Origin of the sequence: Streptomyces sp. NBC_01214, from assembly GCF_026340975.1 — a bacterium.
Lineage (GTDB): Bacteria > Actinomycetota > Actinomycetes > Streptomycetales > Streptomycetaceae > Streptomyces.
Genome location: NZ_JAPEOS010000003.1, coordinates 676473 through 700252 on the forward strand (window position 1 = coordinate 676473; position 23780 = coordinate 700252).

18 protein-coding genes and 9 pseudogenes are annotated in these 23780 nt (G+C 68.8%); 8 read left to right on the forward strand and 19 right to left on the reverse strand.

All coding sequences use genetic code 11. The annotated features are described in order from the left end of the window. Window positions 1–162: 162 nt before the first annotated feature. A pseudogene (locus OG594_RS39340) lies at window positions 163–1290 on the forward strand (PEP/pyruvate-binding domain-containing protein); the annotation flags it as partial. An 83-nt stretch (window positions 1291–1373) separates the two neighbouring features. On the opposite strand, the pseudogene OG594_RS39345 reads toward OG594_RS39340, so the two are convergent. Next, window positions 1374–1571 (reverse strand): annotated as a pseudogene (locus OG594_RS39345) (IS5/IS1182 family transposase); the annotation flags it as partial. On the opposite strand from OG594_RS39345, the gene OG594_RS39350 reads away from it, so the two are divergent. Further along, window positions 1548–1976 carry an EF-hand domain-containing protein gene (locus OG594_RS39350; RefSeq protein WP_266608917.1) on the forward strand — a complete coding sequence of 143 codons (429 nt, stop codon included), beginning with the start codon at window positions 1548–1550 and terminating at the stop codon, window positions 1974–1976. The pseudogene OG594_RS39345 and the gene OG594_RS39350 overlap by 24 nt on opposite strands. A 273-nt stretch (window positions 1977–2249) precedes the next feature. On the opposite strand, the gene OG594_RS39355 is transcribed toward OG594_RS39350, so the two are convergent. The 4 genes from OG594_RS39355 to OG594_RS39370 all read right to left on the reverse strand — a co-directional run bounded on the left by OG594_RS39355 (window position 2250) and on the right by OG594_RS39370 (window position 4100). Next, complete coding sequence (locus OG594_RS39355) at window positions 2250–2450, reverse strand: DUF5988 family protein (RefSeq protein WP_266607184.1); 201 nt, start codon at window positions 2448–2450, stop codon at window positions 2250–2252. Window positions 2451–2623: 173 nt separating this feature from the next. Continuing rightward, window positions 2624–3574 (reverse strand): 1-phosphofructokinase family hexose kinase, encoded by a 951-nt coding sequence (locus OG594_RS39360; protein ID WP_266607185.1) that lies wholly within the window; start codon window positions 3572–3574, stop codon window positions 2624–2626. 89 nt (window positions 3575–3663) lie between these two features. Next, a complete protein-coding gene (locus tag OG594_RS39365) occupies window positions 3664–3882 on the reverse strand; it encodes a hypothetical protein (protein ID WP_266607186.1) in 219 nt (72 codons plus the stop codon). Next, window positions 3879–4100, reverse strand: coding sequence for an Hsp20 family protein (locus OG594_RS39370; RefSeq protein ID WP_323185428.1), 222 nt, complete (start codon window positions 4098–4100; stop codon window positions 3879–3881). The genes OG594_RS39365 and OG594_RS39370 overlap by 4 nt, the downstream gene beginning before the upstream one ends. Before the next feature lie 636 nt (window positions 4101–4736). Here OG594_RS39370 and OG594_RS39375 point away from each other — a divergent pair. Then, a pseudogene (locus OG594_RS39375) lies at window positions 4737–5912 on the forward strand (IS110 family transposase). Window positions 5913–6492: 580 nt separating this feature from the next. Here the strand turns inward: OG594_RS39375 and OG594_RS39385 are convergent. The 4 genes and pseudogenes from OG594_RS39385 to OG594_RS39400 form a co-directional block, all read right to left on the reverse strand. Then, entirely contained in the window at window positions 6493–7548 is a 1056-nt protein-coding gene (locus OG594_RS39385) for a TerC family protein (RefSeq protein ID WP_266607189.1), read from the reverse strand. Window positions 7549–7668: 120 nt separating this feature from the next. Beyond that, window positions 7669–8252: pseudogene (locus OG594_RS39390) on the reverse strand (Na+/H+ antiporter NhaA); the annotation flags it as partial. A 211-nt stretch (window positions 8253–8463) separates the two neighbouring features. Then, window positions 8464–8589 (reverse strand): annotated as a pseudogene (locus tag OG594_RS39395) (histidine phosphatase family protein); the annotation flags it as partial. Beyond that, window positions 8586–9416 carry a hypothetical protein gene (locus OG594_RS39400; protein ID WP_266607190.1) on the reverse strand — a complete coding sequence of 277 codons (831 nt, stop codon included), beginning with the start codon at window positions 9414–9416 and terminating at the stop codon, window positions 8586–8588. The pseudogene OG594_RS39395 and the gene OG594_RS39400, both read right to left, overlap by 4 nt. 302 nt (window positions 9417–9718) lie before the next feature. Between OG594_RS39400 and OG594_RS39405 the strand changes: the two are divergent. The 4 genes and pseudogenes from OG594_RS39405 to OG594_RS39425 all read left to right on the forward strand — a co-directional run bounded on the left by OG594_RS39405 (window position 9719) and on the right by OG594_RS39425 (window position 13153). Then, a pseudogene (locus OG594_RS39405) lies at window positions 9719–10074 on the forward strand (PRC-barrel domain containing protein). Between the two features lie 35 nt (window positions 10075–10109). Next, window positions 10110–10280: a hypothetical protein gene (locus OG594_RS39410; protein ID WP_266607191.1), complete on the forward strand. Its 171-nt coding sequence runs from the start codon at window positions 10110–10112 to the stop codon at window positions 10278–10280. Window positions 10281–10651: 371 nt separating this feature from the next. Further along, on the forward strand, window positions 10652–10855 hold the full coding sequence (locus OG594_RS39415) for a hypothetical protein (protein ID WP_266607192.1): 204 nt from the start codon (window positions 10652–10654) through the stop codon (window positions 10853–10855). A 1098-nt stretch (window positions 10856–11953) separates the two neighbouring features. Continuing rightward, window positions 11954–13153, forward strand: a complete 1200-nt coding sequence (locus OG594_RS39425) for a PP2C family protein-serine/threonine phosphatase (protein ID WP_266607193.1) — start codon at window positions 11954–11956, stop codon at window positions 13151–13153. Between the two features lie 165 nt (window positions 13154–13318). On the opposite strand, the gene OG594_RS39430 is transcribed toward OG594_RS39425, so the two are convergent. The 8 genes and pseudogenes from OG594_RS39430 to OG594_RS39465 form a co-directional block, all read right to left on the reverse strand. Beyond that, entirely contained in the window at window positions 13319–13552 is a 234-nt protein-coding gene (locus OG594_RS39430; protein ID WP_266607194.1) for a hypothetical protein, read from the reverse strand. A gap of 33 nt (window positions 13553–13585) precedes the next feature. Then, window positions 13586–14491, reverse strand: coding sequence for a tyrosine-type recombinase/integrase (locus tag OG594_RS39435; protein ID WP_266607195.1), 906 nt, complete (start codon window positions 14489–14491; stop codon window positions 13586–13588). A gap of 218 nt (window positions 14492–14709) precedes the next feature. Further along, a pseudogene (locus OG594_RS39440) lies at window positions 14710–16773 on the reverse strand (DNA repair ATPase); the annotation flags it as partial. Window positions 16774–17028: 255 nt separating this feature from the next. After that, a complete protein-coding gene (locus OG594_RS39445; protein ID WP_266607196.1) occupies window positions 17029–18114 on the reverse strand; it encodes an SPFH domain-containing protein in 1086 nt (361 codons plus the stop codon). Between the two features lie 3 nt (window positions 18115–18117). Further along, complete coding sequence (locus OG594_RS39450) at window positions 18118–18549, reverse strand: NfeD family protein (protein WP_266607197.1); 432 nt, start codon at window positions 18547–18549, stop codon at window positions 18118–18120. Window positions 18550–18669: 120 nt separating this feature from the next. Further along, window positions 18670–19334 (reverse strand): annotated as a pseudogene (locus OG594_RS39455) (FAD-dependent oxidoreductase); the annotation flags it as partial. A 610-nt stretch (window positions 19335–19944) separates the two neighbouring features. Further along, window positions 19945–20424, reverse strand: a complete 480-nt coding sequence (locus OG594_RS39460; protein WP_266607198.1) for a hypothetical protein — start codon at window positions 20422–20424, stop codon at window positions 19945–19947. Further along, complete coding sequence (locus tag OG594_RS39465) at window positions 20421–20597, reverse strand: hypothetical protein (protein WP_266608919.1); 177 nt, start codon at window positions 20595–20597, stop codon at window positions 20421–20423. Before OG594_RS39465 ends, OG594_RS39460 begins: the two co-directional genes overlap by 4 nt. Window positions 20598–20634: 37 nt before the next feature. Between OG594_RS39465 and OG594_RS39470 the strand changes: the two are divergent. Then, window positions 20635–20844, forward strand: a pseudogene (locus OG594_RS39470) (aldo/keto reductase); the annotation flags it as partial. Window positions 20845–20890: 46 nt separating this feature from the next. Here OG594_RS39470 and OG594_RS39475 read toward each other — a convergent pair. Next, the gene (locus OG594_RS39475; RefSeq protein WP_266607200.1) at window positions 20891–21727 is read right to left on the reverse strand and encodes a class II glutamine amidotransferase; all 837 of its coding nucleotides are present in this window, start codon (window positions 21725–21727) and stop codon (window positions 20891–20893) included. Between the two features lie 610 nt (window positions 21728–22337). Then, window positions 22338–23768, reverse strand: a complete 1431-nt coding sequence (locus OG594_RS39480) for a DUF2252 domain-containing protein (RefSeq protein ID WP_266607201.1) — start codon at window positions 23766–23768, stop codon at window positions 22338–22340. Between the last annotated feature and the right edge of the window lie 12 nt (window positions 23769–23780).

Here is a 23780-nt window from a genome sequence, read left to right on the forward strand (position 1 = left end):
CGGCCCTCCGGAGCCGGCAGGCGGAACCGGCCGCCCGCCGGGGCCTGAGGCCGGAGGGGCCGGATGTCCCCAGGAAGGGCCATCCGGCCCCTCCTGAAACGCGGTGCCCGTCAGCCAGTGTGATAGCAGAACACGATTCCGCCGAGGAGGCTGGTGGCAGGCATGGGTTCCTACGTGTACGACTTCGCCGAGGGCGGCCGTGACATGGCCGATCTGCTCGGCGACAAGGGTGCCAACCTCGCGGAGATGGCACGCATGGGACTGCCCGTTCCGCCCGGCTTCACCATCACCACCGAGGCGTACCGCGACTTCCTGGCCACCGGCGAGCCCCCGGAGGATCTGGACCGCCAGATCGGGGAACACTTGGCAGCGCTGGAGAGTGCCTCCGGCAAGAGGCTGGGGCAGGTGGACGACCCGTTGCTGCTGTCTGTCCGCTCGGCGGCGGGGTTCTCCATGCCGGGCGTGATGGAGACCATCCTGGACATCGGTCTGAACGACCTGTCGGTGCTCGGACTGGGTAAGACCCCCGAGCGGGAGCGCTTCGCCTGGGATTCCTACCGTCGACTCGTGCAAATGTTCGGGAATACCGTCATGGGTGTCGACGTCGCACTCTTCGAAGGAATGCTCCAGCGCGTCAAGGAGCAGCACCGCGTCGTGGACGACTCCCGGCTGGACACCTGCGACCTCATCAGGGTTGTCGAGTCGTTCAAAGACCTAGTCTTCGATCGGACCGGCCGTAAGTTCCCGCAGGATCCGCGCGAACAACTACGAGAGGCGATCCTCGCCGTCTTCACTTCGTGGAACGGTGAGCGTGCCCGCCTCTACCGCAGGCGCGAACACATCGCGGACGATTTCGGCGCGGCGGTGACCATCCAACGGATGGTATTCGGGAATCTCGGCACGGATTCCGGCAGCGGCGTCGCGTTCACCCGCGACCCGGCCACCGGCCGTCCCGGCCTCTACGGCGACTATCTCCCCAACGCTCAAGGTGAGGACGTCGTTTCAGGTGTCCGCGACACTGTGACGCTCCACGAGCTGGCCGCCCTCGACCCGGCCTCGTTCCAGCAGCTGCGCGCGTACATGGAACAGCTGGAAGACCACTATCAAGACCTGTGCGACATCGAGTTCACGATCGAACACGGCACGCTGTGGATACTTGAGGCCCGGGTCGGCGAGCGTACCGAGCAGGCGGCTTCAGCATCCCCTCACAACTGATCGATGAAGGTCTCTTCGGCGGACGAAGTCCTGGAACGGGTCGACGGTGACGAGCTGGCCCGGCTGGTCTTCCCGATGACCCATCAGGCATGATCGAGGTGAATAGCGCGGTGCCAGGCGGTCATGCCAAGAACTCGCTTAGGTAGGCGAGTTCAAGGTCACCGCTTTGGGCGGTTGTCCCAGTGATGGGTTGTCCAGGCGCGTCGGATGAGGCTGCGGACGGCGATGATCACATCAGCGAGATCGAAGAAGCCGGCGGTCGCGGCAGCGCGGTGTTCGTAGCAGTGGGCGAGGCGGTGGTAGGCGTTCTGCCAGGCGCAGGTGCGCTCCACGTGCCGGCGTCGACACGCTTGGATAGCGAGGCGGGTCTGCGGCTGACGGCCGCCGCCGATTGCTACTGGGAGGGGATGGCGGGCCTTGCCGACACCGACCTCGACGGGCGGATCACCCGGGCCGAGTTCGTCACCGCCGCCCAGGCCGGCCTGCACCAGGACCCGGGAGCCTTCGCCCGCATCGCACTGCCCTGGCACCAGGCCGTCCTCGACGTGGCCGACCCCGACGCAGAACAGGCGAGCAGCACCGCCTCGACGGTCGAGCGTGTACTGGTGGCACTCGGCGCCGAACCGCACCGGGCGCGTCTGATCTCGGTCGAACACCGTACCGACCCCACGGGACGCATCACCCACGAGGAGATTCTCCGCGAGGTCGAGAACTTCTACACCACCGCCACCCCCCAACGTGCCTTCCCCGTACCGGCCTGACCGGCAGCCCTAGTGGGGGACGCGTTTCCTGGTGAGCCAGGTGGGTACCGGGGTTTCACCGACGTGCAGAGTCGGCTGGGACCCCTTGGTCTGCGGCCGTTCCTGTGCTGCTTTGAGCGGCAACGGCAGGAGGTCGGCCGCGAAGTACCAAGACAACGGGGATCGTCGGGGAGCGGCCGGACTGGATCGGGGTCGGCGATGCGGCACCGGTGCCGGCCCGCGCGTATCGACCGTCGTGGCCAGGTACCGGCCGAGCGTCCTTGGCTGTCCGTTCTATTCGGCGATCTCTGTCCGTTCCCACCACTCGTAGACCGCCAGTTGACCCTCCGAGCTGTCCTGGTGCCGCGACGTGATCTTGAAATGCTCGTACCCACCGCGGTGTGGAATCTTCAGGTCTTGTCCGGGGTCGGAGATCGGAACGATCCGCTCGGGCAGATCGTCTGGGCCGCCCTCAAGCACTGCCTTGGTCGCCATGCTTCCAGTCTTCCCAACCGCAGGCCCGCTCGCATCACGAGGTCGGCACTGTCGTCGCTCAGTACCACCGGCAGCGCCCCGCCCCGACTCGGTTGTGGGGGCAGGGTCGGCTTGTGGGCACGGGGTACGCAATGTGGTTGAGGGGCCGACCGAACGGCAGGGGGTGGGCAGGGTCAAACGCCTCGGCGTCGTGCATCGGTCTGGTACCTGGTCCTCACCTGGGAGCGGAGGGATCGGGCCACGTCCAGGTCGAAGGGCTCGGTGCTGGGGGTGAGCATCGCTGCGGCAGCCACCGCCACCCCCAGCGCGCAGGCGCTGACGGGTTCCTCTCCGGCGGCCAGCTGTGTGATGAGGGCGGCGACCATGCTGTCTCCCGCTCCGGCGTCGCTCAGGGGCTCGCCGGGCAGCGGCGGCGCGTAGAGCTCGGTGTGGCCGTGGCCGGTCGAGCACAGTGCGCCCAGATCTCCGAGGGTGGTGACGGCGATCTCGGCGGCCCCTGTGGCGATCAGGTGCTCGTTGAGGGCCCGGGCATCGTCGAAGTCGCGGACGGGCCGGCCGGTCAGGCTCTCGGCCTCTGTCCGGTTGCACCTGAGCAGGAACACGCCCTCCGCGAGTGCTCCGCGGAGCGCCGGCCCGGAGGTGTCCAGGACCAGTCGGGATCCGGCTTCCCTGATACGGCGGGCGACGGCTGCGTAGAAGTCGTCGGGCAAGCCGCCGGGCAGGCTGCCGCTGGCCACGACGTACGGACAACCGCCAACGGCTTGCACCAGCGCATCCAGGGATCGCCGCCCCTCGTGCTCGTGCAGGTGCGGGCCGGGTGGCACGATGTGGTAGCCGCGGCGCGATTCGGCCTCGAACAGCACGAGTGCTTCGCGGGTGTCGTCGTCGATGGCGACGGCGACGTGGTCGATGCCCTCTTCGTCCAGCAGCCGGTTCAGGCGCAGGCCGACCTCGCCTCCGGCGGTGTGGAAGGCGGTGGCTCGTCCTCCGAGCCGCACGACATGACGGGCGACGTTGATCCCTCCACCTCCCGCGGCCACCGACCTGACCCGGGCACGGTTCTTGCCGATGTCCTCGAGATGCTCGACCTCCCAACAGAGATCGACCGCAGGATTCATCGTCAAGGTGAGGATCGACGGCCCGGAGGCACTCCCCGATTGATCCGTGCCGTCGGTTGTCCCGGCTGTGATGGGGGCAGGCGTCGCGGCCGTGCTCATCGCGCTGGCCTGGGGGTCGCGCTGACCCCTGCCCGGCGCACCGCCTGCTGGGCCCGGCTCCGCTCGTGGCAGCGGGAGGAGTTGGAGACCTGTTCCCACGCGTGGTCGATACCGATCCCGGCCACTGCCTGGGACAGCTTCGGCTCCTGACCACCGTGCCGGGCGTTGAGCGCGTGGAGCCTGGCAATGCCCGATGTCCGCTCGCTCAGGCTCACGGCGGCCGTTCTCCACCCCGTTCCGTGGCTGCTTGGGCCCTGGGGACGGTGATCGTGAGCACGCCGTCGGCAAGGGCCGCACTGACGTCCTCGGATTTCACTCTCGAGGGGAGCACGGCCTGGTATCCGCATCGGCCGGAGCGGCGCGTGCCGCGTCCATGGCACACCCGGGAACTGGTGCGTGCGGCCGAAGGACGCGTCCAGCTCCACCGGGCCACCGGTCCGGCGCCGCGCCAGAAGCGTCATCGCATTCACCTCCGTGGACAGCGACACGTCGGACCCGACTTCCATACTGAAACACTCTGATGTCACCCGCATTCCGGCTCCCGGCTGGGCCTGTTCCTCGGCATGTGGATCTACAGGAGCTTCGGGTCGGCGCGGCAGGAGCGGTCAAGAAGGGGCCGACGGCGTAAACGAGCCCGCCGATGAGCGTGGCTGCTCACACCCGCGCTGCGACGGTGTCCAGGGCGCGTCGGGCCGGATGAGGCGCAGCTGTGCGGTCAGCCTGGGCCTTCCGGCGTGGGTGGGCGCCCCGCCCGCAAAGCAGGGACATCACTTGAGGTGCCGAGCGTGCTCGAGACGGGCGGGATGGTGCGGCACCGGCAATGGCTAGTTCGTCAGGCGGCTCTACCTTCTTGACCGGGTTGATCGAGCCATTCGTAGGGTTGGGTCACCCAGGGGTGCTGGGTGTGGCTATCAGGCGGCTGCCGTCTCATGGCTCTGCTGGCTTCGCCGCCCAGCGCCCCACGACGACTCGGCCGCCGATTAGGAAGTGCGAACAAGTCGCTGTGTAGAGCAATGCCGGCGAGGTCGTCCGTGGTACGAACCGTACGAACGAGCACGTCAGGAGCACGATGAGCCGGATATGGGCGGGGATCGACAGCGGCAAGGGCCACCATCACGGCCTCGTCCTGGACGCGGACGGTAAAACGCTGTTGTCGCGGCGGGTGGCCAACGACGAGCCCGAGCTGCTGAAGTTGATTGCTGACGCTCTCGACCTAGCCGACGGCCGTCAGGTCACCTGGGCCATCGACATGACCGGCGGGGAACCCGCGCTGCTGCTGGCCTTGCTCGTCAGTTACGGCCAAGAAGTCCTCTACATGCCCGGCCGGCTGGTGAACCGGGCATCAGACGGCTACCGCGGCGAGGGCAAAACCGACGCCCGCGATGCCTATGTGATCGCCGACCAGGCCAGGATGCGCCGCGACCTGCGGCCCATCCGTCCGGGCGACGAAGCCGCCATCGAACTCAAGCTGCTGACCGGACGCCGATCCGACCTCGTCGAGGACCGCACCCGCTCGGTGAACCGCCTGCGCGGCACCCTGCTGGGCATGTTCCCGGCCCTGGAACGGGCCGACCAACACCGGCCCGCTCAGGCTGCTGACGGGCTACCAGACACCGGCCGCGATCCGCCGCGCCGGCGTCGCCCGGCTGACGACGTGGCTGGCCAACCGCAAGGTCCGCAACGCCAGAGCTCTGGCCGAGACGGCTGTCGAGGCTGCCGGACGCCAGTACACCGCGGTTCCCGGGGAGAAGACCATCGCGAAGCTGGTCCACACCCTGGCCGAGGAGGTGATGGCCCTCAACGAGCAGGTTTCCGAGAGGGACAAGCTCATCGAGGGCCGGTTTCGCGAGCACGAGCTCGCCGACATCGTTCTGAGCGTCCCGGGCATCGGCGCGACTCTCGGAGCCGAGTTCCTGGCTGCCGTCGGCGGCAGCCTGGACGAGTTCGACTCCCCGGACGCCCTGGCGGCCTTCGCCGGCGTCGCACCCGCACCGCGTGACTCGGGCAAGGTCAGCGGCAACCTGCACCGCCCGCTCGTCTATCACCGAAGACTCCAGCGCGTCTTCTACACCTCCGCGCTGGTCAGCGTCCGCTACGACCCGAACTCGCGGAAGTTCTACGACCGCAAACGCGCCGAAGGGAAGAAGCACGTCCAGGCCGTGCTCGCCCTCGCCCGCCGACGCGTCAACGTCATCGTGACCGACGATGCTACGAAGTGTCACCGCCGGTCACGGCGGCTGCTTGACAACAGCATTAGGAAGCCCGCTTGCTCGCGAAGCTCTTGGTCCTCTGGGACTTACGGAGCGGACGCCCTCCGCGCAGTCGAGGAACTCGCGCCAAGAGCACCGAGGCCCCACGGCCGATCGGGGGCCTCCACGGCGACTGCCCACCGCCCGGTGGCGACTGCCCACCGCCCGGTAGGGAATGATCATCCCGCTCGCGGGAGCGATCTCCGACCCGTACTCAATGGTCAGCCCCGCTCGTGAACGCCCCGCGCAGGCGTCGTGCAGGGGCGTGGTGGCCCGTGCCGGCCCATCGAAGTCAGCCGCGTGATGTGTCTCTTCTGCGTTCCCGGGCGGTGGAGCGCTTGTCTCTGGGGTCCAACCGAAAGTCCGGGCAGTCGCCGTTTTGGCATGCACCGGGGCCCCATACGGGAACGAATACGCCGAGGGTCTTGTGGCGGTGGATCGCGACCGGCACGGATTGCTTGCAGGTCGCACACGCGTACGCTTCGGAACCACGCTTCCTTTTGACCATATCTTTACGATATGCCCGTATTGATGCGGAGGGAAGGGTCGTGCTTCTCGCCTTGAGGGTGGGCGGTGTCAGGCGTCCCGACCTGGTGAACCGGTTGGGGGCTCGGAATCGTCTGCGGGCGGGGGCGGGGTGGCCTGCCCACTGTCCTCTGTGCCGGCCTGGTGTCTGTCGGCCTCCTCCGCGGTGTCTGTCGGGGCGGGCCTTCGGAGGCTGAGCACCACGGAACCCGTCAGAACGACGACGATGACCGCGAGGCTGATCGGTGAGGGGATTTCCGGGATGCCTGGGCTGATCAGCTTGTGGGACGCCTGGAGGATGAGCTTGATGCCGATGAAGGCGAGGATGATCGCCAGTCCCTTGCTCAGGTAGTGGAAGCGATCCAGGAGGCCCGCGAGCATGAAGTAGAGGGCCCGCAGGCCGAGGATGGCGAAAGCGTTACTGGTGTAGACGATGAACGCGTCGTCGCTGACCGCGAGGACGGCCGGGACGCTGTCGACGGCGAAGATCAGGTCTGCGGCCTCGATCGCGGCGACCACCGCGAGCAGCGGTGTCCCCACGAGCTTGCCGGCTTCCCTGACGAAGAACTTCGCCCCTGCGTACTCGTCCCGGACCGGGATGATCTTGCGGAGCATCCGTACGGCAAAGCTCTTGCCGGGGTCGAAGCTCTCCTCCTCGTCCTTGAGGAGTTTGTAGGTGCTGTAGAACAGGACCGCCGCGAAGGCGTACAGCACGGCGGTGAAGCGGCTGACGACCGCGACGCCCAGGGAGAGGAAGATCCCGCGGAAGACGAGGGCGCCGATGACGCCGAAGAACAGCACGCGGTGCTGGTAGGCGCGGGGCACCTTGAAGTAGGCGAAGATCACGGCGAAGACGAACAGGTTGTCGACCGACAGGCTCTTCTCCAGCAGCCAGGCCGTCGTGTACTCGGTGCCGGCCGTGGTGCCGAGGACGAGGAAGACGACCGCGCCGAAGACCAGGGCCAGACTCACCCACAGGCCGCTCCAGGCGGCTGCCTCCTTGAAGCCGATGACGTGCGCGGTGCGGTGGGACAGCAGGTCCACCGCCAGCGACACGACCACCGTCGCGGCGAACACTCCCCATAGCCAGAGCGGGACCTCAAGCACGCCGAACACCCTCACCACGGCCCGCATGGAACACGCCGGGCCCTACACAGGAGTCTCCGGCAATACGTCCCCGGGAGCATGCGGAGGCGGAGGGGGTGAACGGAGGCCCTCCGGCGTTGCTCAGTTGCGCTCGTAAGCGGGAGCGTCCGCTTCGCGCTGGTAGATGTCGGGGATGCCGTCTGCGTCGGCGTCGATGTTCTCCGCCTCCCACAGCCGCCTGTAAGTGGCGTTGCGGCGCCACAGGAGTACGGCCGCACGACGGCGGCCGTGAGGGAGGCGATGAGGACGGCGGCCTTGACGTGTTCCCTGACCTCTTGGCCGGGGAAGGCGAGTTCGCCGATGAGGAGGGCGACGGTGAAGCCGATTCCCGCCAGCACTGACAGCCCCAGGACGTCCGCCCAGGCGAGGTCGGGGTTGAGCTGCGCTTTGGTGAAGCGGGCGGCAAGGTAGGTGCCGAGGAAGATTCCGAGGACCTTGCCGACGACGAGGCCGATGACGACGCCGAGCGGCTCGGGGCTGGTGAACACCGCGGCCAGTGCGGGGCCGGAGATGCTGACGCCCGCTGCGAAGAGGGCGAAGAGGGGAACGGCGACACCCGCGGAGATCGGGTGCACCAGGTGGGAGACGCGGGCGGCGGGGGATGCCTCCTCCCCCTTGTCCCGGGTGGTGCGCAGGATGAGGCCCATGGCGACGCCGGCGACGGACTCGGCCGCGATGAGGTCCCACGTCTGGCGGGTGCGACGGGCGGGGGAACACACGACGAGGTCGGGAACACAGTAGCCTCACGCAGCCAGCAGCCAGCAGCCAGCAGCCAGCAGCCAGCAGCCAGCAGCCAGCAGCCAGCAGCCAGCAGCCAGCAGCCAGCAGCCAGCAGCCAGCAGCCAGCAGCCAGCAGCCAGCAGCCAGCAGCCAGCAGCCAGCAGCCGGGGCGTCGCGGCGGCCGCGCGGGGCGAGTGGCCGCTCGGAGTCGGCCACCTCCTGCGGCCAGGCGGACTCGGCGTGCCGCAGGACGACCAGGCGCCGCAAGGTGCCCGGAGTCATGGCGTCGGCGGGTGCTGGTGGCCGACCTCGCGTGCGAGGTCCAGCCCGAGGACGCGGTCGAGAAAGGCGAACGTCTCGAACTTTGCACCGGCCGGCACGTCGGCGCGCTTCGCCACGCTGACCAGCATGTCCAGGACAGCTGGGACGCCGAGATCATCGGCGAGCGCGGCATGGGCCTGTCGCAGCACGTCGGCGGGGATCGGCCTGGACGGCTCCTGTGCCCAGTCGGCCACCTGCTGCCGCCAGTGCCTCAGCATCCGCCGGGCCTCGTCGAGCGCGCCGCTGGTGACCGTGACCGGCGTGCTGTGGGCGTGGCCGAGCAACAGCATCCTCACAGCCAGCGGGTCGGTCCCCTCCGGGGCGAATGCGTCCGGGAGATCCGAGGCAAGGAGGTGGCCGCGGCCTGGGACGCCCCCGTCCGGGGGTGCCGGGCTGACCTGGCCCACGTCGATCCGGACCCCGCCGACGGCGTCCTGCACGGAGGTGCCGTACGCGAGCACGTGCACGTCGGCAGCGGCGCACATCGTCTTGGTCAGATGGTGAACGCCGACGGTGGTGGGCGGGTGGATGCCGAGAACGGCCATGGCCCGTTCGAGCGTCTGGGCCGGCTCAGGCGGCAGGTCCGGCGCAGTGAGGACCGTGACGGACTGCAGCCCGTGCAACTCCGCGGTGCGCGCCAGTACGTCACCGACCAGGGGCGCCCGCACGTGCACCGCGCTGATCCCGGTGTCGATGACCGGCAGGTGGACGCAGATGCGCAGCAGGTGGCGGTGTGCGGAGGGGATCTCCACGAGGCGGCCGGTGCGAGTGTCGGCGATACGCAGCATGATGCGGAGGCTAGTCGTGGAAACCTCCGGTACGGGGGAGGACCTGACCAGGATGCCGACGTTGTGGAATACCGCGCGTCGCACGGTCATGGGGTCGCGGTCCTGTCGGTCGAGGTGCGCTGACCATGTCGGCTGTCTGGCCTGTATCGCCGCGAAACGTCACTGGTGCCGGAGAGGCGCCAGGGGCATACCATGATGAATGGGTCGGTGCACTCTCACGTGCAGCGCCCGGAAGGGCGGCCCCGGCGTGTGAATGTGCCGGGGCCGTTGTGTCACCCTCGTCGCGCTGCAGGGAGCGGGGCATGATCCATTCAGCCGATATCCGCGAGTGGCGCGACTGCGATGCCGTCGACCCGAAAGGACACAGGATCGGCTCGCTGGAAGCGATCTACGTGCCTATCGCTACCGACGGACCGGCATGGCCACCGTCCTCACCGGCTTGCCCACCCGCCGGCGCCTGGTCTTCGTTCCTCTCGACGAGGCGATCCCGGGACCGGGCTACGTCAAGGTCGCGCACGCCAAGGCAGTCGTGAAGAAGGCCCCGGCCATCGGCACTGACGACATCCTGCCCGCCGAGCAGGAAGAAGCGATCTTCAAGCACTACGAGATGGCCTACCAGCCCGGCGCCCACGGCGAACGGAAGCTCGCGCGCCGCTGACCGCCCCGAGCCCCGTGCCGGAGGAGGTGCTCGCAATGGCGATCTTCCTGCTCCTGCTTCTCGTGGCCGTCATCCTGGGACTCATCGGCGCGGTGGTGGAGGGCATGCTCTATCTCCTGATCATCGCCATCCTGCTCGTCGTGGCCGACGTGGTCTTCATCGCCACACGATGGTCCCGACGCTCGCATCGCAGCCACCCTCGGTAGTACCGGCAAGGGCCCAGGTCAACAACCTGGGCCCTCCTTTGTTGTCTAGACCTATTCAGGAGCCCCGCACCGCTTGCGCACCACTTGACTGCTGACCGGCCCGCTCAGCCGCCACACCCTTGGCCCGCGCTTGAGTTTCCACGCCGCATTCGGGACGCTGAAACGCAGCAGCGACTCCGACAAGACGAGGCGGACCGCATGACCACCGCCTGGGACCCTCCATCCGACGCTCCCCGTATGCCCAGCCCGCCAGCACCCCCGAAGGTCTGCGCTCAGCCCTCGCACTTCTCGCCCCCGAGACGCTGCCGACCTTAGACTCAGAGCGGGCCGTCGCCCTCCAGCAGGCCCGGGGGCAGGTCAGCGCTGCGCCGATGCGCCGCTTCGTCGGCCAATGGGCCGTCTGCGCCGCCGTCGAACGCCACCCGGGGCGCGCCGCACGACTCCACGAGCTCGAAGCACGCGCCGCCCAGACCACCGACCTCTCCGAGGCCCGCGCCGTCGCCGCCGAGATCGGCCGCATCATCGATAAAGCATGCGCCGAAGCCGGAATCGAGCCCGGACAGGGCGCCATGTGAGCGACGAGGAACAGTGGCGCTGGGAGTACGACCCCGATGCCGAGCACGTCATCTCCGGCCTACCCCAGCACGTCATCCACGAAGTCAAGCGGCTCTCAGGCGAACTGGTCTCGCCCTCGCCGAGGTCGGCGTCGACATCTCCGACATCGGCGCCGGACCCAGCCACGGCGGCCCCGGCGGTCTGCGCCGCATCCCACTGCTGACCGACGGCTGGTTCTACGCACTCCCCGTGCCCCGCATGAAACTCATCGCTATCATCCGGGTCATCCCGCCCTTCGCCGACCTGTGAGCTTGCGCCCGGCATCTGTACGCACGCACTGCGAACAGCCCCAGCCATTACGTGCCAGTCAGGGCGGTAAGCAGCGGTCAACAACGCCGGGTCCGGACCCCTCTCGATCGCCGCTGCAAGGTGCGTATACGCAGGTCAGCAGCCCAGCGGGGCTCCCAGTACTGGGTGATTCCCAAGCTTAGAGCGCGGGTTCGATTCCAGTCATCCGCTCTTACGAGAAGGCCCAGGTCAGCGACCTGGGCCTTCTTTGTTATCTAGACCTTTCAACCCTTGCCGCGCCCTCCGCGTGCCCCAACTCTCAGGAAGGCGCTACCCGGAGGGTCTTTCGCGCACCACTTGCACCCCGCGGGCCGGAGCTCTTCCCACATCGCCAGACGCGCTCCATGCGACCTGCGCCATAAAGTTCTGCAGTTGGTGCGAATTCCCGCCCACAAAGCTAGTCGACCGCCGCCCGTGGCAGCTCCACCCCGTGCTGGGTGGCCATTTCGGGATGGGCCAGCGGCAGGACCAGACGCCGCTCTATGAGCTCCTTCTCCCGCTGCATACCCGCGACCTTCTGCCACAGTCCCCCCGGGCGGCAGCTTCGCTCCCAGCGACGCGACCATGCTGACCGATCAGCTCCGCGTGTTCGGCCGTACTCCCATCATCGGCCGATGCGAGCCGGGGCGCGCGGCAGCGGCCGCCCCGGACATGCCGGCCCAGGCCGGGCACGGGAGCCGTGTGGCGTGCCCGGTTGCCGGGGAGCATCCTGGAGGCACGCCGCCCGTGCAGCCAGGACGTCGGCCTGCCGCCCGGTTGGAGGCAACAGGATGACCGTCGGAGGGCGCGGGGACCCGGACCGCTCGGAGAGCTTCGGGGAGGAACTGCTCGGGGTGCTCCTGGACGGGGCGCACGAGCTGCCGCCCCATCTGGTCGGCCCGCTGGTTGCGGAGACGATGGCCCGCGTGGGGGGACGTGACCCGCAGATCCTGCTTCAGGACTACGGACAGCAACAACTGGTCCCCCTGCCCGCCGGCGGCGGGGCCGCCGGTGATCCGCAGCCCATCGACCGGTCCGAAGCCGGCCGGTGCTTCCTGGAGTCACGCCCCGTCGAAGTCCTGACGTCCGATGGCGTACGGGTCCACCTGCCCCTGCTGGACGGCGGTGACCAGGTGGGGGTGCTCGCGGTCACCCTGGACGAGGTCGACGACGACAGCCGCCGCCTCCTGCGTAGGATCGCGGGCCTTGCGGCCGACCTGCTGCAGACCAAGAACGGCTACACAGACCTCTTCTTCCGGACCCGCCGCGGTGAACCGATGAGCGTGGCTGCGGAGATCCAGTGGTCCCTGTTGCCCCCGCTGTCGATGGTGATGCCGCACGTCGCGGTCGCCGGAGTTCTGGAGCCCGCCTACGCCGTGGCGGGGGACAGCTTCGACTACGCCCTGAACGGCGACGTCCTGCACCTCGCCATGGTCGACGCCATGGGGCACGGCCTGGACGCTGCCACGATGGCCACGGTGGCCATCGGCGCGTACCGCCACGCCCGCCGGATCAGCATCGAACTGTCCGAGATCTACCTCTTCATGGACCGGGCCGTCGCGGAGCAGTTCGACCCGGACCACTTCGTGACCGCCCAGATGATGCGCCTGGACACGGACACGGGGCGCCTCCAGTGGGTCAACGCGGGGCATCCCGCGCCCATGCTGATCCGCGCGCACCGCGTCGTACGCCGTCTGGACAGCCCCACGACCCTCCCCGTCGGCTTCGGAGGGGCCCAGCCGCAGGTCAGCGTGGTGGCGCTGGAGCCTGGCGACCGCGTCCTCTGCTTCACCGACGGCCTGATCGAAGAACACGAAACCGGGCAGGAGCAGTTCGGCGAGAAGCAGCTGATCGACTGGGTGAACCAGCTGGAGCAGGCCGACCACGGGATCCGCGCGGTGGCCCGGGACCTGTCCCACACCCTCAAGAGGGCACGCGGCGAGACCACCTCGGACGACGCGTCGCTCGTCCTGTTCGAATGGCGCGGATGACGGAAGGCCGTGCCACAACGTGCCAGTAAGGGCGGCAAGCAGCGGTCAAGAAGGGTACGTCCGCGCCCCGCGCCGAGAAACGCGCATGGGGTGTTGTCGCAGGTCAGCGGCCACATGGCGGTCCAAGTGCCGGGTGATTCGTGGGCTCATAGGCCCCCGACACCCTCAGCTGTGTCTCCTCAGCCCCGCAGCGCCGGCTCCCGCGACCTCGATGGGGGCCACGCGCACGGTGACGATCACGTCGGTGCACAGAGGCTGGGCCCGCAGGAAGAAGAACTCCGGCCGGCAGCGGTTAGCGCGCCGTTTGCCAGCGAACGGCGATTCGATGCCGCCTGCCGAAGAAGGAGGGCGGAACGTAGTGGTGTGCGAGGCGGTCAGGTCGATCGCAACTTGGCGCACGGAAAGAGGGTTGGCTTCGTCAGTTGCTGAGTCTTAGGCTGCCAGGCCGAGATCCAGGACCTTGGCTGCCTGCCCGATTGTCCCGGGCATGAGGTGCCGGTAGATCTTGAACGTGATGTCGATGCTTTTGTGTCCCATCCATTCGGCGACGTCCGTGATGGGGATGTTGTGCCTGAGGCAGTTCGAGGCGAAGAAGTGACGGAGGCTGTAGATGACCATGCCGTCGGGTATGTCGAGTTCGCCCCGTCTCTTGATCCGCTGCCACTGGTTCTGCAGGAGGTACGGCTGGAAGGGTCGGCCGGAGTCCTGTGGGTGGCGCAGTAGGTAGCCGTCGGTGGTTCCGTGCTTGTCGGCGTACCACTCGATGGTGTTCTTCGTCCGTTGCGGAAGCGGGACGTCGCGGTATTCGCCGAGCTTGCGGTACTTGAGGCGGTCGTACGTCTTGGTCGATTGGTTGACCTGCTCGGTGACTCGGTAGACGTCGTCGGCAACGATGTTGTTGACGTTGACCGCGGCGGCCTCGCCATTGCGTAGGCCGCAGCCGCTCATGAGATCCACCACGAGTCGGAAGGTGTCGTCCCCGGCCCTGCGCAGGGCCTGGAGCTGGGCTGGGGAGGGGATGACGGCACGCTTGGGGTCGTACTGGGGTGGCTTGACGCCCAGGAGGGGGTTGTCGTCGAAGAGCCCCAGACGATGTGCGTCGAGGAGTATCGACTTCAGTTTGTCGTAGGCATTCGACTGGGCTGCGAGACCCACGCCGTTGCGTTCCATCGTCCGGATGAAACCGTCCACCACCTTGTGGTCGAAGGTGCTCATCCGGCGGGTCGCGAGGGCCGGGAAAATGTGGTGCTGGAGCAGTGAGTCGAGGTGGCTGAGCGACGCAGCGGCAAGGTGACGCTGGCCGGCTTTCCACTCGGCGGTGTACTCCCGGAACCGCATCTGACTGTACTTCTGGATGCGCTCGCTCTTCGCCTGGTTCGCCGGGGCGGCCTTCTTTGCTTTGTAGACACTCGTCAGTCGATCGATGGCCTCGTCTTGCGTCAGGAAGCCCGACTCCTCAACCTGATTGCCGCCGGGGCCCCTGTAACGGACCTTGTAGAAGTGCGGACACCTCGCCCAGCGGGACGCCGGGTGCTCGCAGTCCTTGTAGAAGGTGGGAAGCCCGGGACGTCCTGCGCGGCGAAGTCGGCGTTGCGGGCGAGGAATTCGTCCAGGCGCAGGACGAGGGAACGTCCGCTGATCCGAGGGTGGGCGCCGAGCAGCCCGGATACGGTCGCGATGGTGGCGCCCGCGGCCTCGTAGCGGTCCAGGCCGGTGCACAGCTCGACGGCGGCGGCCTCGGCGATATCGCCGTCGTCGATGTCCTCGCCGCAGGCCGCCGCGTAGGACGTGAGCCAGCCTTCGACGAGCTGGCTGCGGGCGGCGAGGTCGGGGAGGGCGGTGAGGTCCTCGTCATAGGGCGAGGCGCCCACGCTGCGGCGGAACTTGTCGAGGAGAGTGCGGGCCGCGGCGGAAACGGCGAACCCGGCCGGTTCGCAGGCCAGTTCCTCGAAGAGGTACTCGGCGGCGCGGGTCGGCGCGGCCGTGTCGGGAGCGAAGGTCACGATGGCCTGGGTCAGTTCGCCTTGGAATGCGTCGAGTGCGGGACTGTGCCCGAAGGTGTTGCGTGCCCGGGCCAGGGAGACGGCGCGGCGAGTGAGGGAGGCACGCTCCTCGACGGTCGTGCCGTGGGCCCAGAACAGCGCGGCGGCCGCCCGGTCCCGGGCCGGGTAGCGCAGCAGCACACGCAGGATGGCGGCGGCGTCGTGGTCGTGCACCCCGCGCTCGTAGCCCTCGTCGTACGCGGCCTCGGCGGCCTGACGGACGAGGGCATCCAGGTCGGAGGCGGTGAGGGCCGTGCGGCCGTGTTCGGCCAGCAGGCGGGCCGCCAGGTACTCGGCGCGGTAGACCACGGCCGACTCGGACGGCAGCAGCCGGTTCCAGTACGGGCGGGTGGCGGCGAACTGCGGGTCGGTGACCGGGCGGCGGTAGTCGGTGCCGGTGAGTGCGAACGCCAGGCCGTCCCCGTGCGGTACGAGGGTCAGCTCGGCGGACTGCCGGGTGACCGCGAACCGGTGCCGGCCCAGGCGAATCGTCTCGCCGCCGTCGGCGAACAGCTCCGTACGGTCGCGCAGCGCGCGCCCCGCTTCCTGCCGTGCGGCCGAGAGCAGGCCCGTCAGCTCCTCCGCCCGGACGGCATCGCCGAGTTCGCGCAGTTCGTCGGCCGTGCGGCGGATCCTGCTCACCATCGGGTCGGAGGCGAAGTACGCCTCCAGCGCGCCAAGCAGCTCGCCAGCCTCCGCGTCGCCCAGCCAGGGGTGCCGGTCGGCGGCCTTGACGCAGGCGGCGAGCAGCGCCTCGTACAGCGGTCCGCGGGGTGCTGGTCCGGTCTCGGCGGCCTGTCGTGCGACAGCCAGGCAGTCGGCGATGCCCCGGACCAGGTCGGCGTTGCCGATCCGGCCGAGCGAGCCGCTTCCGGCGGGGGAGCGGTGGGTGTCGGAGGTGAAGGGGGTCTGCCAGGTCTGCACCGGGTGCGTTCGAGCCGGCTCGTCCGCAGTGGCCCGCAGGACGACGAGGGCTCCGTCGTCGAACAGGGCGTGGCCGTGGCAGGAGATCGGCGCGGCGACCTCCTTGCGGATCACGTTGTACGGGAGCAGCAGGGTGCGTCCCTCGGAGCGGGCATGGAAGGCGAACAGCACGTCTTCGCCGTTGGGGGCGCGGACGGTCCGCTCGAACTCCAGGCCGGTCGGGTCCGCGACCGCAGGGTCGAAGGTCCGGACGGTGCCGGAGCCGAGGCAGTAGCCACCGGGAAAGACGATGCCGTCGTTGTCCGGCAGCCGCCGGCAGGACTGGCCGATGCCGTCGAGCCGGACCACCGTGCCCGTCAGGGAGTTGAAGACCAGGTGGCGTCGCGTCTGCTCCTTGTACGGGCGGATCCGGAGCAGGATCAGCGGGCCGACAGAGGCGTGGGCGATGTCGGCATCGGCCAGGGACTGGAGCGGCTCATCGACGGGCTCGCGGTGGACGCCCTCGTCCGTTTCTGTGTCGTTGTCGGTCTTCACCGTGAGCGCGCCGCCCACTGTCGAGACGAAGAGGCGGCCGTCGATGGAGACGTGCGGGTGGCGGCCCTGGACGTGGTCCTCCCGGGTGGTCTCCTGCCATTCCACCTCGTGCGCCGCCGGGAGTGCCATTGGCGCGACTCCCGGTGGGGCAGCGCACGAAGTCGCCGCGCTCGCCGCAGTGACCACGGCACTCGCTGCCTGGGTTGAGAGTGACGGTGCCCTGGAATTGCCCGTGCTGGTCAATGAGGCGTTCGGTGCCTTGCGTCCCGCCTGAAAGACAGCAGTGATCAGCGTACGAGTGTTGAAAGTGTCGAAGCGTGGGCCTTGCCTGTGACGATGACGGGCTCCTTGCAACGGAGACCGGGGTGAGGGCCATCAGTCCGGCGGACCGGCACGAGGCGTCTCCGGCTGATGGTGACGTCCCGCGGTCTCGAGGGAGGATGGCAGCGCGCCGGTGGCGGCGGCGTCGGCTTCCGCTGCGTCGGCGAGGGCTTCCGCAGCGGCTTCTGCCGCCTTCGCCGCGTCGTTCGCGGCCTGGACGGCCAAGTCGTCCGATGACGACCGGCGGGTGGCGGCGGACTGGGGGAGGACTTCGCTGAAGGCGCGGGAGACGTCCTGGAGAGCCGACGTGACCTCGCCGGGGATCACCCAGAACGTGTTTCCCGGGCTCTGCGCGAGCTGGGGGAGCGTCTGGAGGTACTGGTAGGCGAGCAGTTTGGGGTCGGGGTCGTTGCGGTGGACAGCCTGGAAGACCTCGTCGATGGCGCGCGCCTGGCCCTCCGCCTTGAGGATCTCGGCGGTCCGGTTGCCTTCCGCGCGGAGTACCGCAGCCTGCTTCTCGCCTTCCGCGGTCAGGATCTGGGACTGGCGCTGCCCCTCGGCCCCGAGAATGACGGCCCGCTTGTCCCGCTCGGCCCGCATCTGCTTCTCCATCGCGTCCTTGATGGACTGCGGCGGGTCGATGGCCTTGATCTCCACCCGGTTGACCCTCAGCCCCCACTTGCCGGTGGCGTCGTCGAGTACGCCGCGAAGCTGGTTGTTGATGGTGTCCCGTGAGGTCAGCGTCTTCTCCAGGTCCATGGATCCCACGACGTTGCGCAGTGTGGTGACGGTCAGCTGTTCCACTGCCTGCAGGAAGTTGGCGATCTCGTAGGCGGCAGCGCGCGGGTCGGTGACCTGGAAGTAGAGGACGGTGTCGATCTCGACGACCAGGTTGTCCTCTGTGATGACCGGCTGGGGTTTGAAGGAGACGACTTGCTCGCGCAGGTCGATTACCGGGTAGACGCGGTCGATGTAGGGGATGACGACGTTGAGTCCGGGCTTCAGAGTGCGGTGGTAGCGGCCGAGCCGTTCGACGTTGCGGGCGCGGGCCTGCGGGACGATGCGGACCGCGCGGATCACGGTGAAGACCGCGAAGACTGCGACCAGCAGGCCGGCGATGAGAAACGCCGAGATCTCCATGGTTCACTCCCGGGGATAGACGAGCGCGGTGGAGCCTTTGATCTCGATGACGTCGACGGTTGTTCCGGGAGGAATGACTTGCGTCTCGTCGTAGGCGCGGGCCGTCCATTCCTCGCCACCGATGCGGACCCTGCCGCTCAATCCCGTCACCTCGGCAGTCACGTACGCGGCTCCTCCGACCAGGGCCTCCACGCCGAAGCGCTCGCCTTCCCGTGGCATCAGGTGGCGCATGGCGATCGGGCGCAGGAACACCAAGCCGACCGTCGCCACGAGTGTGAAAGCCAGGAGCTGCCATGGGAGGGGCAGTCCGATCGCCGCGAGGACTGCGGTAACCAGCGCGGCGCCGCCGAGCAACCCGAGTGCGGCGGTGAGAGTGAAGATCTCCGCCACACCCAAGAGAGCCGCGGTGATCAACCAGATCAGCCAAGGGTCCATCGCCTACGCCTCCCGACGGGGTAAAGGAGAACGCCGCTACTGTCGCTTTTCCAATATTTTACCCAGTTTGTTCGGGTGGAATCGGAGCCAGGGTCCCGCCCGGCGGCCCCCCGGCTCTGTCGCGTAGGCGCAGTCACCGGCGGTGTACACGTCCGGGTGCGAGACCGAGCACACGCTGCGGTCGACGACGATCTGGCCGGTCTCGGCGACCTCCAGGCCGCTGTCCGCCGCGATGGAGTGCACGGCGAACCCGGCCGACCACACGGTCACGTCGGCCGGGATGGACGTACCGTCGGCGGCGAACGCCCCTGTCGGCTTGACGGCTTCCATGCCGGAGTGCTCGTGGACGGTGATGCCGAGCCGGTCGACGACCTGGCGCAGGCAGCGGGACTTCGACGAGCTCGGTGGCGGTCTCGATGCCGGACAGCCCCTCGCCGACGACCAGCACGGTGCCGCCCTCGCCCAGGCAGCCAGGCGCTCGCGCAGACGCAGCGCCGAGGACCGGCCGGTCACATCGAAGGCCTACTCGGCCACGCCGGGGACGTCATGGTGGGCTACGGAGCTGTCGAGCGCGGAGAGAAGCGTGTCGTACGCGAGCTCGCCGTCGCCGTCCTCGAGGGTCACGGCGACTGTCCTGCGCTGGGGATCGACGCCGGAGACCCGCGCCAGGCGCAGCCGTACCCTGCTGCCCGCGAAGACGTCGGCCTCGGCGTCGGCGGGGAGAGCCGACGGGCCAGGTTCCCGGCGGCGAAGGCCCCGGTGCATCCGGCGCCGGGTACGACGATGCGGTGCTTCGAGACGTTGCCCTTGGCTCGTTCGCGTGCCCCTTGAACTGGACGCTGCCCCGATTTGCTGACGGGAGTCGGGTATGACGCGGGTCACCGGGCTGAGCCGGGCGGCTGAGCCGAATCTTGAACTGGAGACGTACGAGGAGTGGGTATGGCGCCCAGCTCCAGCCGCCGGTCCTGGTCCACTTGATGCCGGTGAGGCGATCCGGTAGGTGGTCCGGTCCCGGTAGCAGTGCCCCGGTAGCGGGTTTCGTGAGCCGCCGCTGATGACGTCCCAGATCCTGTGGTAGCCGTCGTTCTTCCAGCTGTCCGTGTTGGAGCCGTAGTGGTTGAGTGGACTGGTTCTTGACCCAGCTGCCGGTGGCGTTGGATTCGACGGTCCAGCCGTGGAAGCGGAGCATGACGACCACGGGTCGGGGCCCCCGGCCCTCCGAGAGCAGGGCCCGGACGCAGGAGGTGGTGACCTCGGCTCAGCGGGCCGCCTGTTCCGGGGTGGGGGGCGCCGCAGACTCAGAGGGATGCAGACTTCCATGCGGTCAGGTGCGAAGGTCCCGCAGTTGGTAGCCGATGGCACCAGCGGCCGCGGCGAGCGCGGCGACGGATGTCATCAGGAAGGCCGCGGACCAGTTGACGGGGTCGTCGGGTACGCCGCCGCCAGGACGGCGACATGGCGTGCCACCACGGTCGTGACCGGCACCCGCCCGGCCAGCAGCACATCCCACCGGCCGGCATCCTCCTCACCCCGGGTGATCCGCGTCGCGGCAAGTAGCGCCCACACGGCCAGCACGACCGCCAACACCGTCCCCGTGCGCCACACGGCGAACCCACCGGCATCATCCAGCGCCACCGGTTCGCCGAACAGAGTGCGAATCGCTGGGTTCCCCGCCAGCGCCTCCAGCGCCGCCGCATCCGCAGGGTCCTTTACGGTGCTCGCGTAGGCAGCCACCGCCACCGCCGACATTCCGGCCGCCAGCCCGATCACGACGAGCGCACCGCGCCTGGTCTGACGCAGAGCAAGAGCAGTCACCGCCCGCCCCGCGTCTGTGGCGGGGCGGCTGTGCTTGGTCGGCGATTCGACGGCCGTCACCGCTGCTCCCCGCCGTAATCGCCGAGGAAGATCTCCTCCAGCGAGGGTTCCCGCACCGCGAGGCTGACCACATCCGCCGCCGCCAGTACCTGCAGCGCATCCCCCGGCGGGCCGGTGAGGGTGAACCGCACCGAGGCCGCGCCGGTCACCTCGACGGCCTCCACACCGGGCACTTGGGCCAGATCCGGTGGCGCCGCGTTGAAGCACACCGAGCGCTTGCGGACGCTGGGCAAGCTGGCGGAGCGACGCGGACAGGGTCTGGCGCAACTGGCGATCTCGTGGGTGCTGCGCGACCCCCGGGTGGTGTCGGTGATCATCGGCGCGAGCAGCGTGAAGCAACTGGACCAGAACCTCGACGCGCTGCACGGGGGATTGCTGTCCGAGGAGGACCTGGCGGAGATCGATGTGCTGAGCGGCTGACAGAGCCGTATGGCCATGGTGGCTTCTCGGGGCGTGCGGCGAATCGTCATACCGGTTCCGGGGTGAAGGGACACAGCGCGTCGGCCCCGGCGTGTACGACGCCGTAGCTGCTCTCGGGTACCTCGTGCCAGGCACCTGGCAGATCGCCGAGGGGTTCGGACACCACCAGGCGGGTCTCGTCGGATACTTCTTGAAGGAACGCCATGTCGGGGTGCAGTTTGCGCAGTGCGTCCACGCGGGTGCTGTAGAAGAGCGACCGTGAGGCGCCCTGGCTGGAGTAGCGGAACGCCCACACGGTCGTCCCGTCACTGACGGCGACCGTCATTTGTATCGGGTACTCCACGCCGTGTTCGCGACCGACGCGTTCCACCAGCCCCACCATCTTGGCGACGGCGCCCGGCGGGTCCTGCTCCAGGCCGAAGGTGAGCGCCAGGTAGAACATCGTCTCGGAGTCCGTCGTCCCCTCGATACCCGAGTACAGCGCGGGATCGACGAGCAGGGTGAGATCCCGCCGCATCGCGTGGAAGCCGGCGATGGAGCCGTTGTGCATCCACATCCAGCGGCCGTGCCGGAACGGATGGCAGTTCGTCTGCTGTACCGCCGTACCCGTCGACGCCCGGATGTGGGCGAAGAACAATGGTGAGGTGACGTGGTCCGCGAGCTCCCGCAGGTTGCGGTTGTTCCAGGCGGGGCCGACGTCTCGCATGAGCGCCGGGGTGCCGTCACTGCCCTCCGGATACCACCCGACGCCGAACCCGTCACCGTTCGTCGTCTCGACACCCAGTTTGGAGTGCAGGCTCTGATCGATCAGCGAATGGGCGGGTTTATAGAGGATCGTGTCAAGCAGCAGGGGTGTTCCCGAGTAGGCCAGCCATCGGCACATGAGTGATCACCTGTATTTCTCACTGAAACAGCGGGAGTACCTTCGTGGCCCGCTCGGCCCCGGCTCCCGAAGTCTGCAAAGAGGGTCGCCGGTCACCTCGCTGCCGCGGCCCGCGGCTTGCCGGCTCTGCTGTGAGTGCGCTGAGAGTGGAGCGCCGCTTTCCCCGTGTCGCGGGCGGCGCCGTGTGCGCGGAGCGGGTGGCTCTTGTCCGGCCAACCTCATTTTCGCCTCCTTCGCCGCGCATCGCCATGTGGCGCGGATCGGACGGCCGTCGCTGCGAGCTCGGGGTGGTGGAAGCAGCCGAGCTGTCCGCTCCGAAACCGTCGCGCGACCGACGACCGCCGCGTGGCCGGACTTCGAGGCCCACGCCTTCGACCGGATCGCGACGCGGAAGACACACCTTCGCCGATTTCCGGCGCAGGAACTCAGTACCACCCTGCGCCACCTCAAGGACGGCTTTGGAGACGGCGTCCGGCACCGCGTGAACCCGACCTGACGGCGTGGCCTCATGGTCCGGCCGCGATCGCCGGTGGAGAGGGCGGGCCGGAGCGAGTGCGGCGCGAGCACCGGCGGGCCCCCGGTGTGGCCCGGCGCCGGCTGTGCCGAGGGGTCAGGCTGCGGGGAGTTCCTGTGCAGGCAGCCGGCCTGCGTGTACCGCGTCGACCAGAGCTTGATGGTCGCGTTCGTTCTGATCGGCGTAGGCCTCGGCGAATGCGGCGACCGCCCGGTCGAAGACGTCGCCGCGGCCCAGGTACGCGGCGATCGCGATGCGGTCTCCCGACCGGGCGTGCGCACGGGCGAGGGTGATGCCGCACACCTCACCGAACGTCTCCAACTGTGCGGGCGACATCGTCTCCGGCATCGCGATGCCCTTCCAGTCGCGCAACTGGCGGATGTAGAAGTCGCGCTGCTTGCCGTCGATCCCGTCCACCCGCTCCCAGCCGAGGAAGATGTCGCTCGCCGCCTGCATCAGCCGCTGCCCGGAGACCACGCGCTCGCCTTGGTTGCGGTATCTGCTCGCGCCGATGTGGGCGGCGAGCACGGAGGTATCGGCCTCCTTGGCCTGCAGGAAGAGCGGATCCTGGCCGTCACGGCCGAGCAGCAGCAGGATCCAGCAGCGGGTTCCGACGCTGCCGACGCCGACCACCTTGCGGGCCACGTCCACCAGCCGGTAGTCCTCCAGGAGCGCGCGCCGGTCGGTAGCCATCGTGAGGCCGTAGCGTTCGACCAGCCGGCGGAGCTGGCGCTCGAATGTGCTGCGCTCGGCGTCCGGCAGCAGGTCCGCGAGCGGTACCAGCAGCGGGGGGTCCGCCGCGATCCTCGGCCGGCCGTCGACCAGCTCCGTGAGTTTCTCGAAGACCTGCAGGGTGTCATGCGTGCGAGCCTTCGCCATGGCACCGGTCAGTTTCTTCCGCCCGCTCTTGCCGAGCCGACTGGTGGTCAGGGCCTCGAGGCTGTCCGCGTCGATCTTCGCGTACCAGACGTCGAGGTTGCCCATGCCGGCGAAGCCGCGCATCGCCTCGCGGTACGAGCGCACGGCAGAGCTCACGATGCCCGCGCGCTCGGCCTCGTCGAATCCGTTCGCCCGGCCGGCGATGACGAGACTTGCCGACAGCCGTTTGACGTCCCACTCCCAGGGACCGGGCAGGGTCTCGTCGAAGTCGTTGATGTCGAACATCAGCCGGCGCTCCGGAGAGGCCAGCAGCCGGAAGTTCAGCAGGTGCGCGTCCCCGCACAGTTGGGCCGTGATCCCCGAGTCCGGGCTACCGGCCAGGTCGGAGGCCATGATCGCGGCGGCTCCCCGGTAGAACCGGAAGGGGGACTCCGTCATCCTGCTGTAGCGGATGGGGACCAGCTCGGGTACCCGGGCCGCAGACTGCTCCTCCAGTATCGCCAGCGGGTCCCGCCTGTCCGGAGACGGCCGGTACTCGGCGTGCCCGGACCGCGGCGAGCGGCGCCGGGCCTCCTTGCCGTGGTCCGCGCGTTCCTGGGGTGTGCTGTGGGGTACCGCGCGCATCGCGGTGGTCGCACTCTGGGACATCAGTGCACTCCT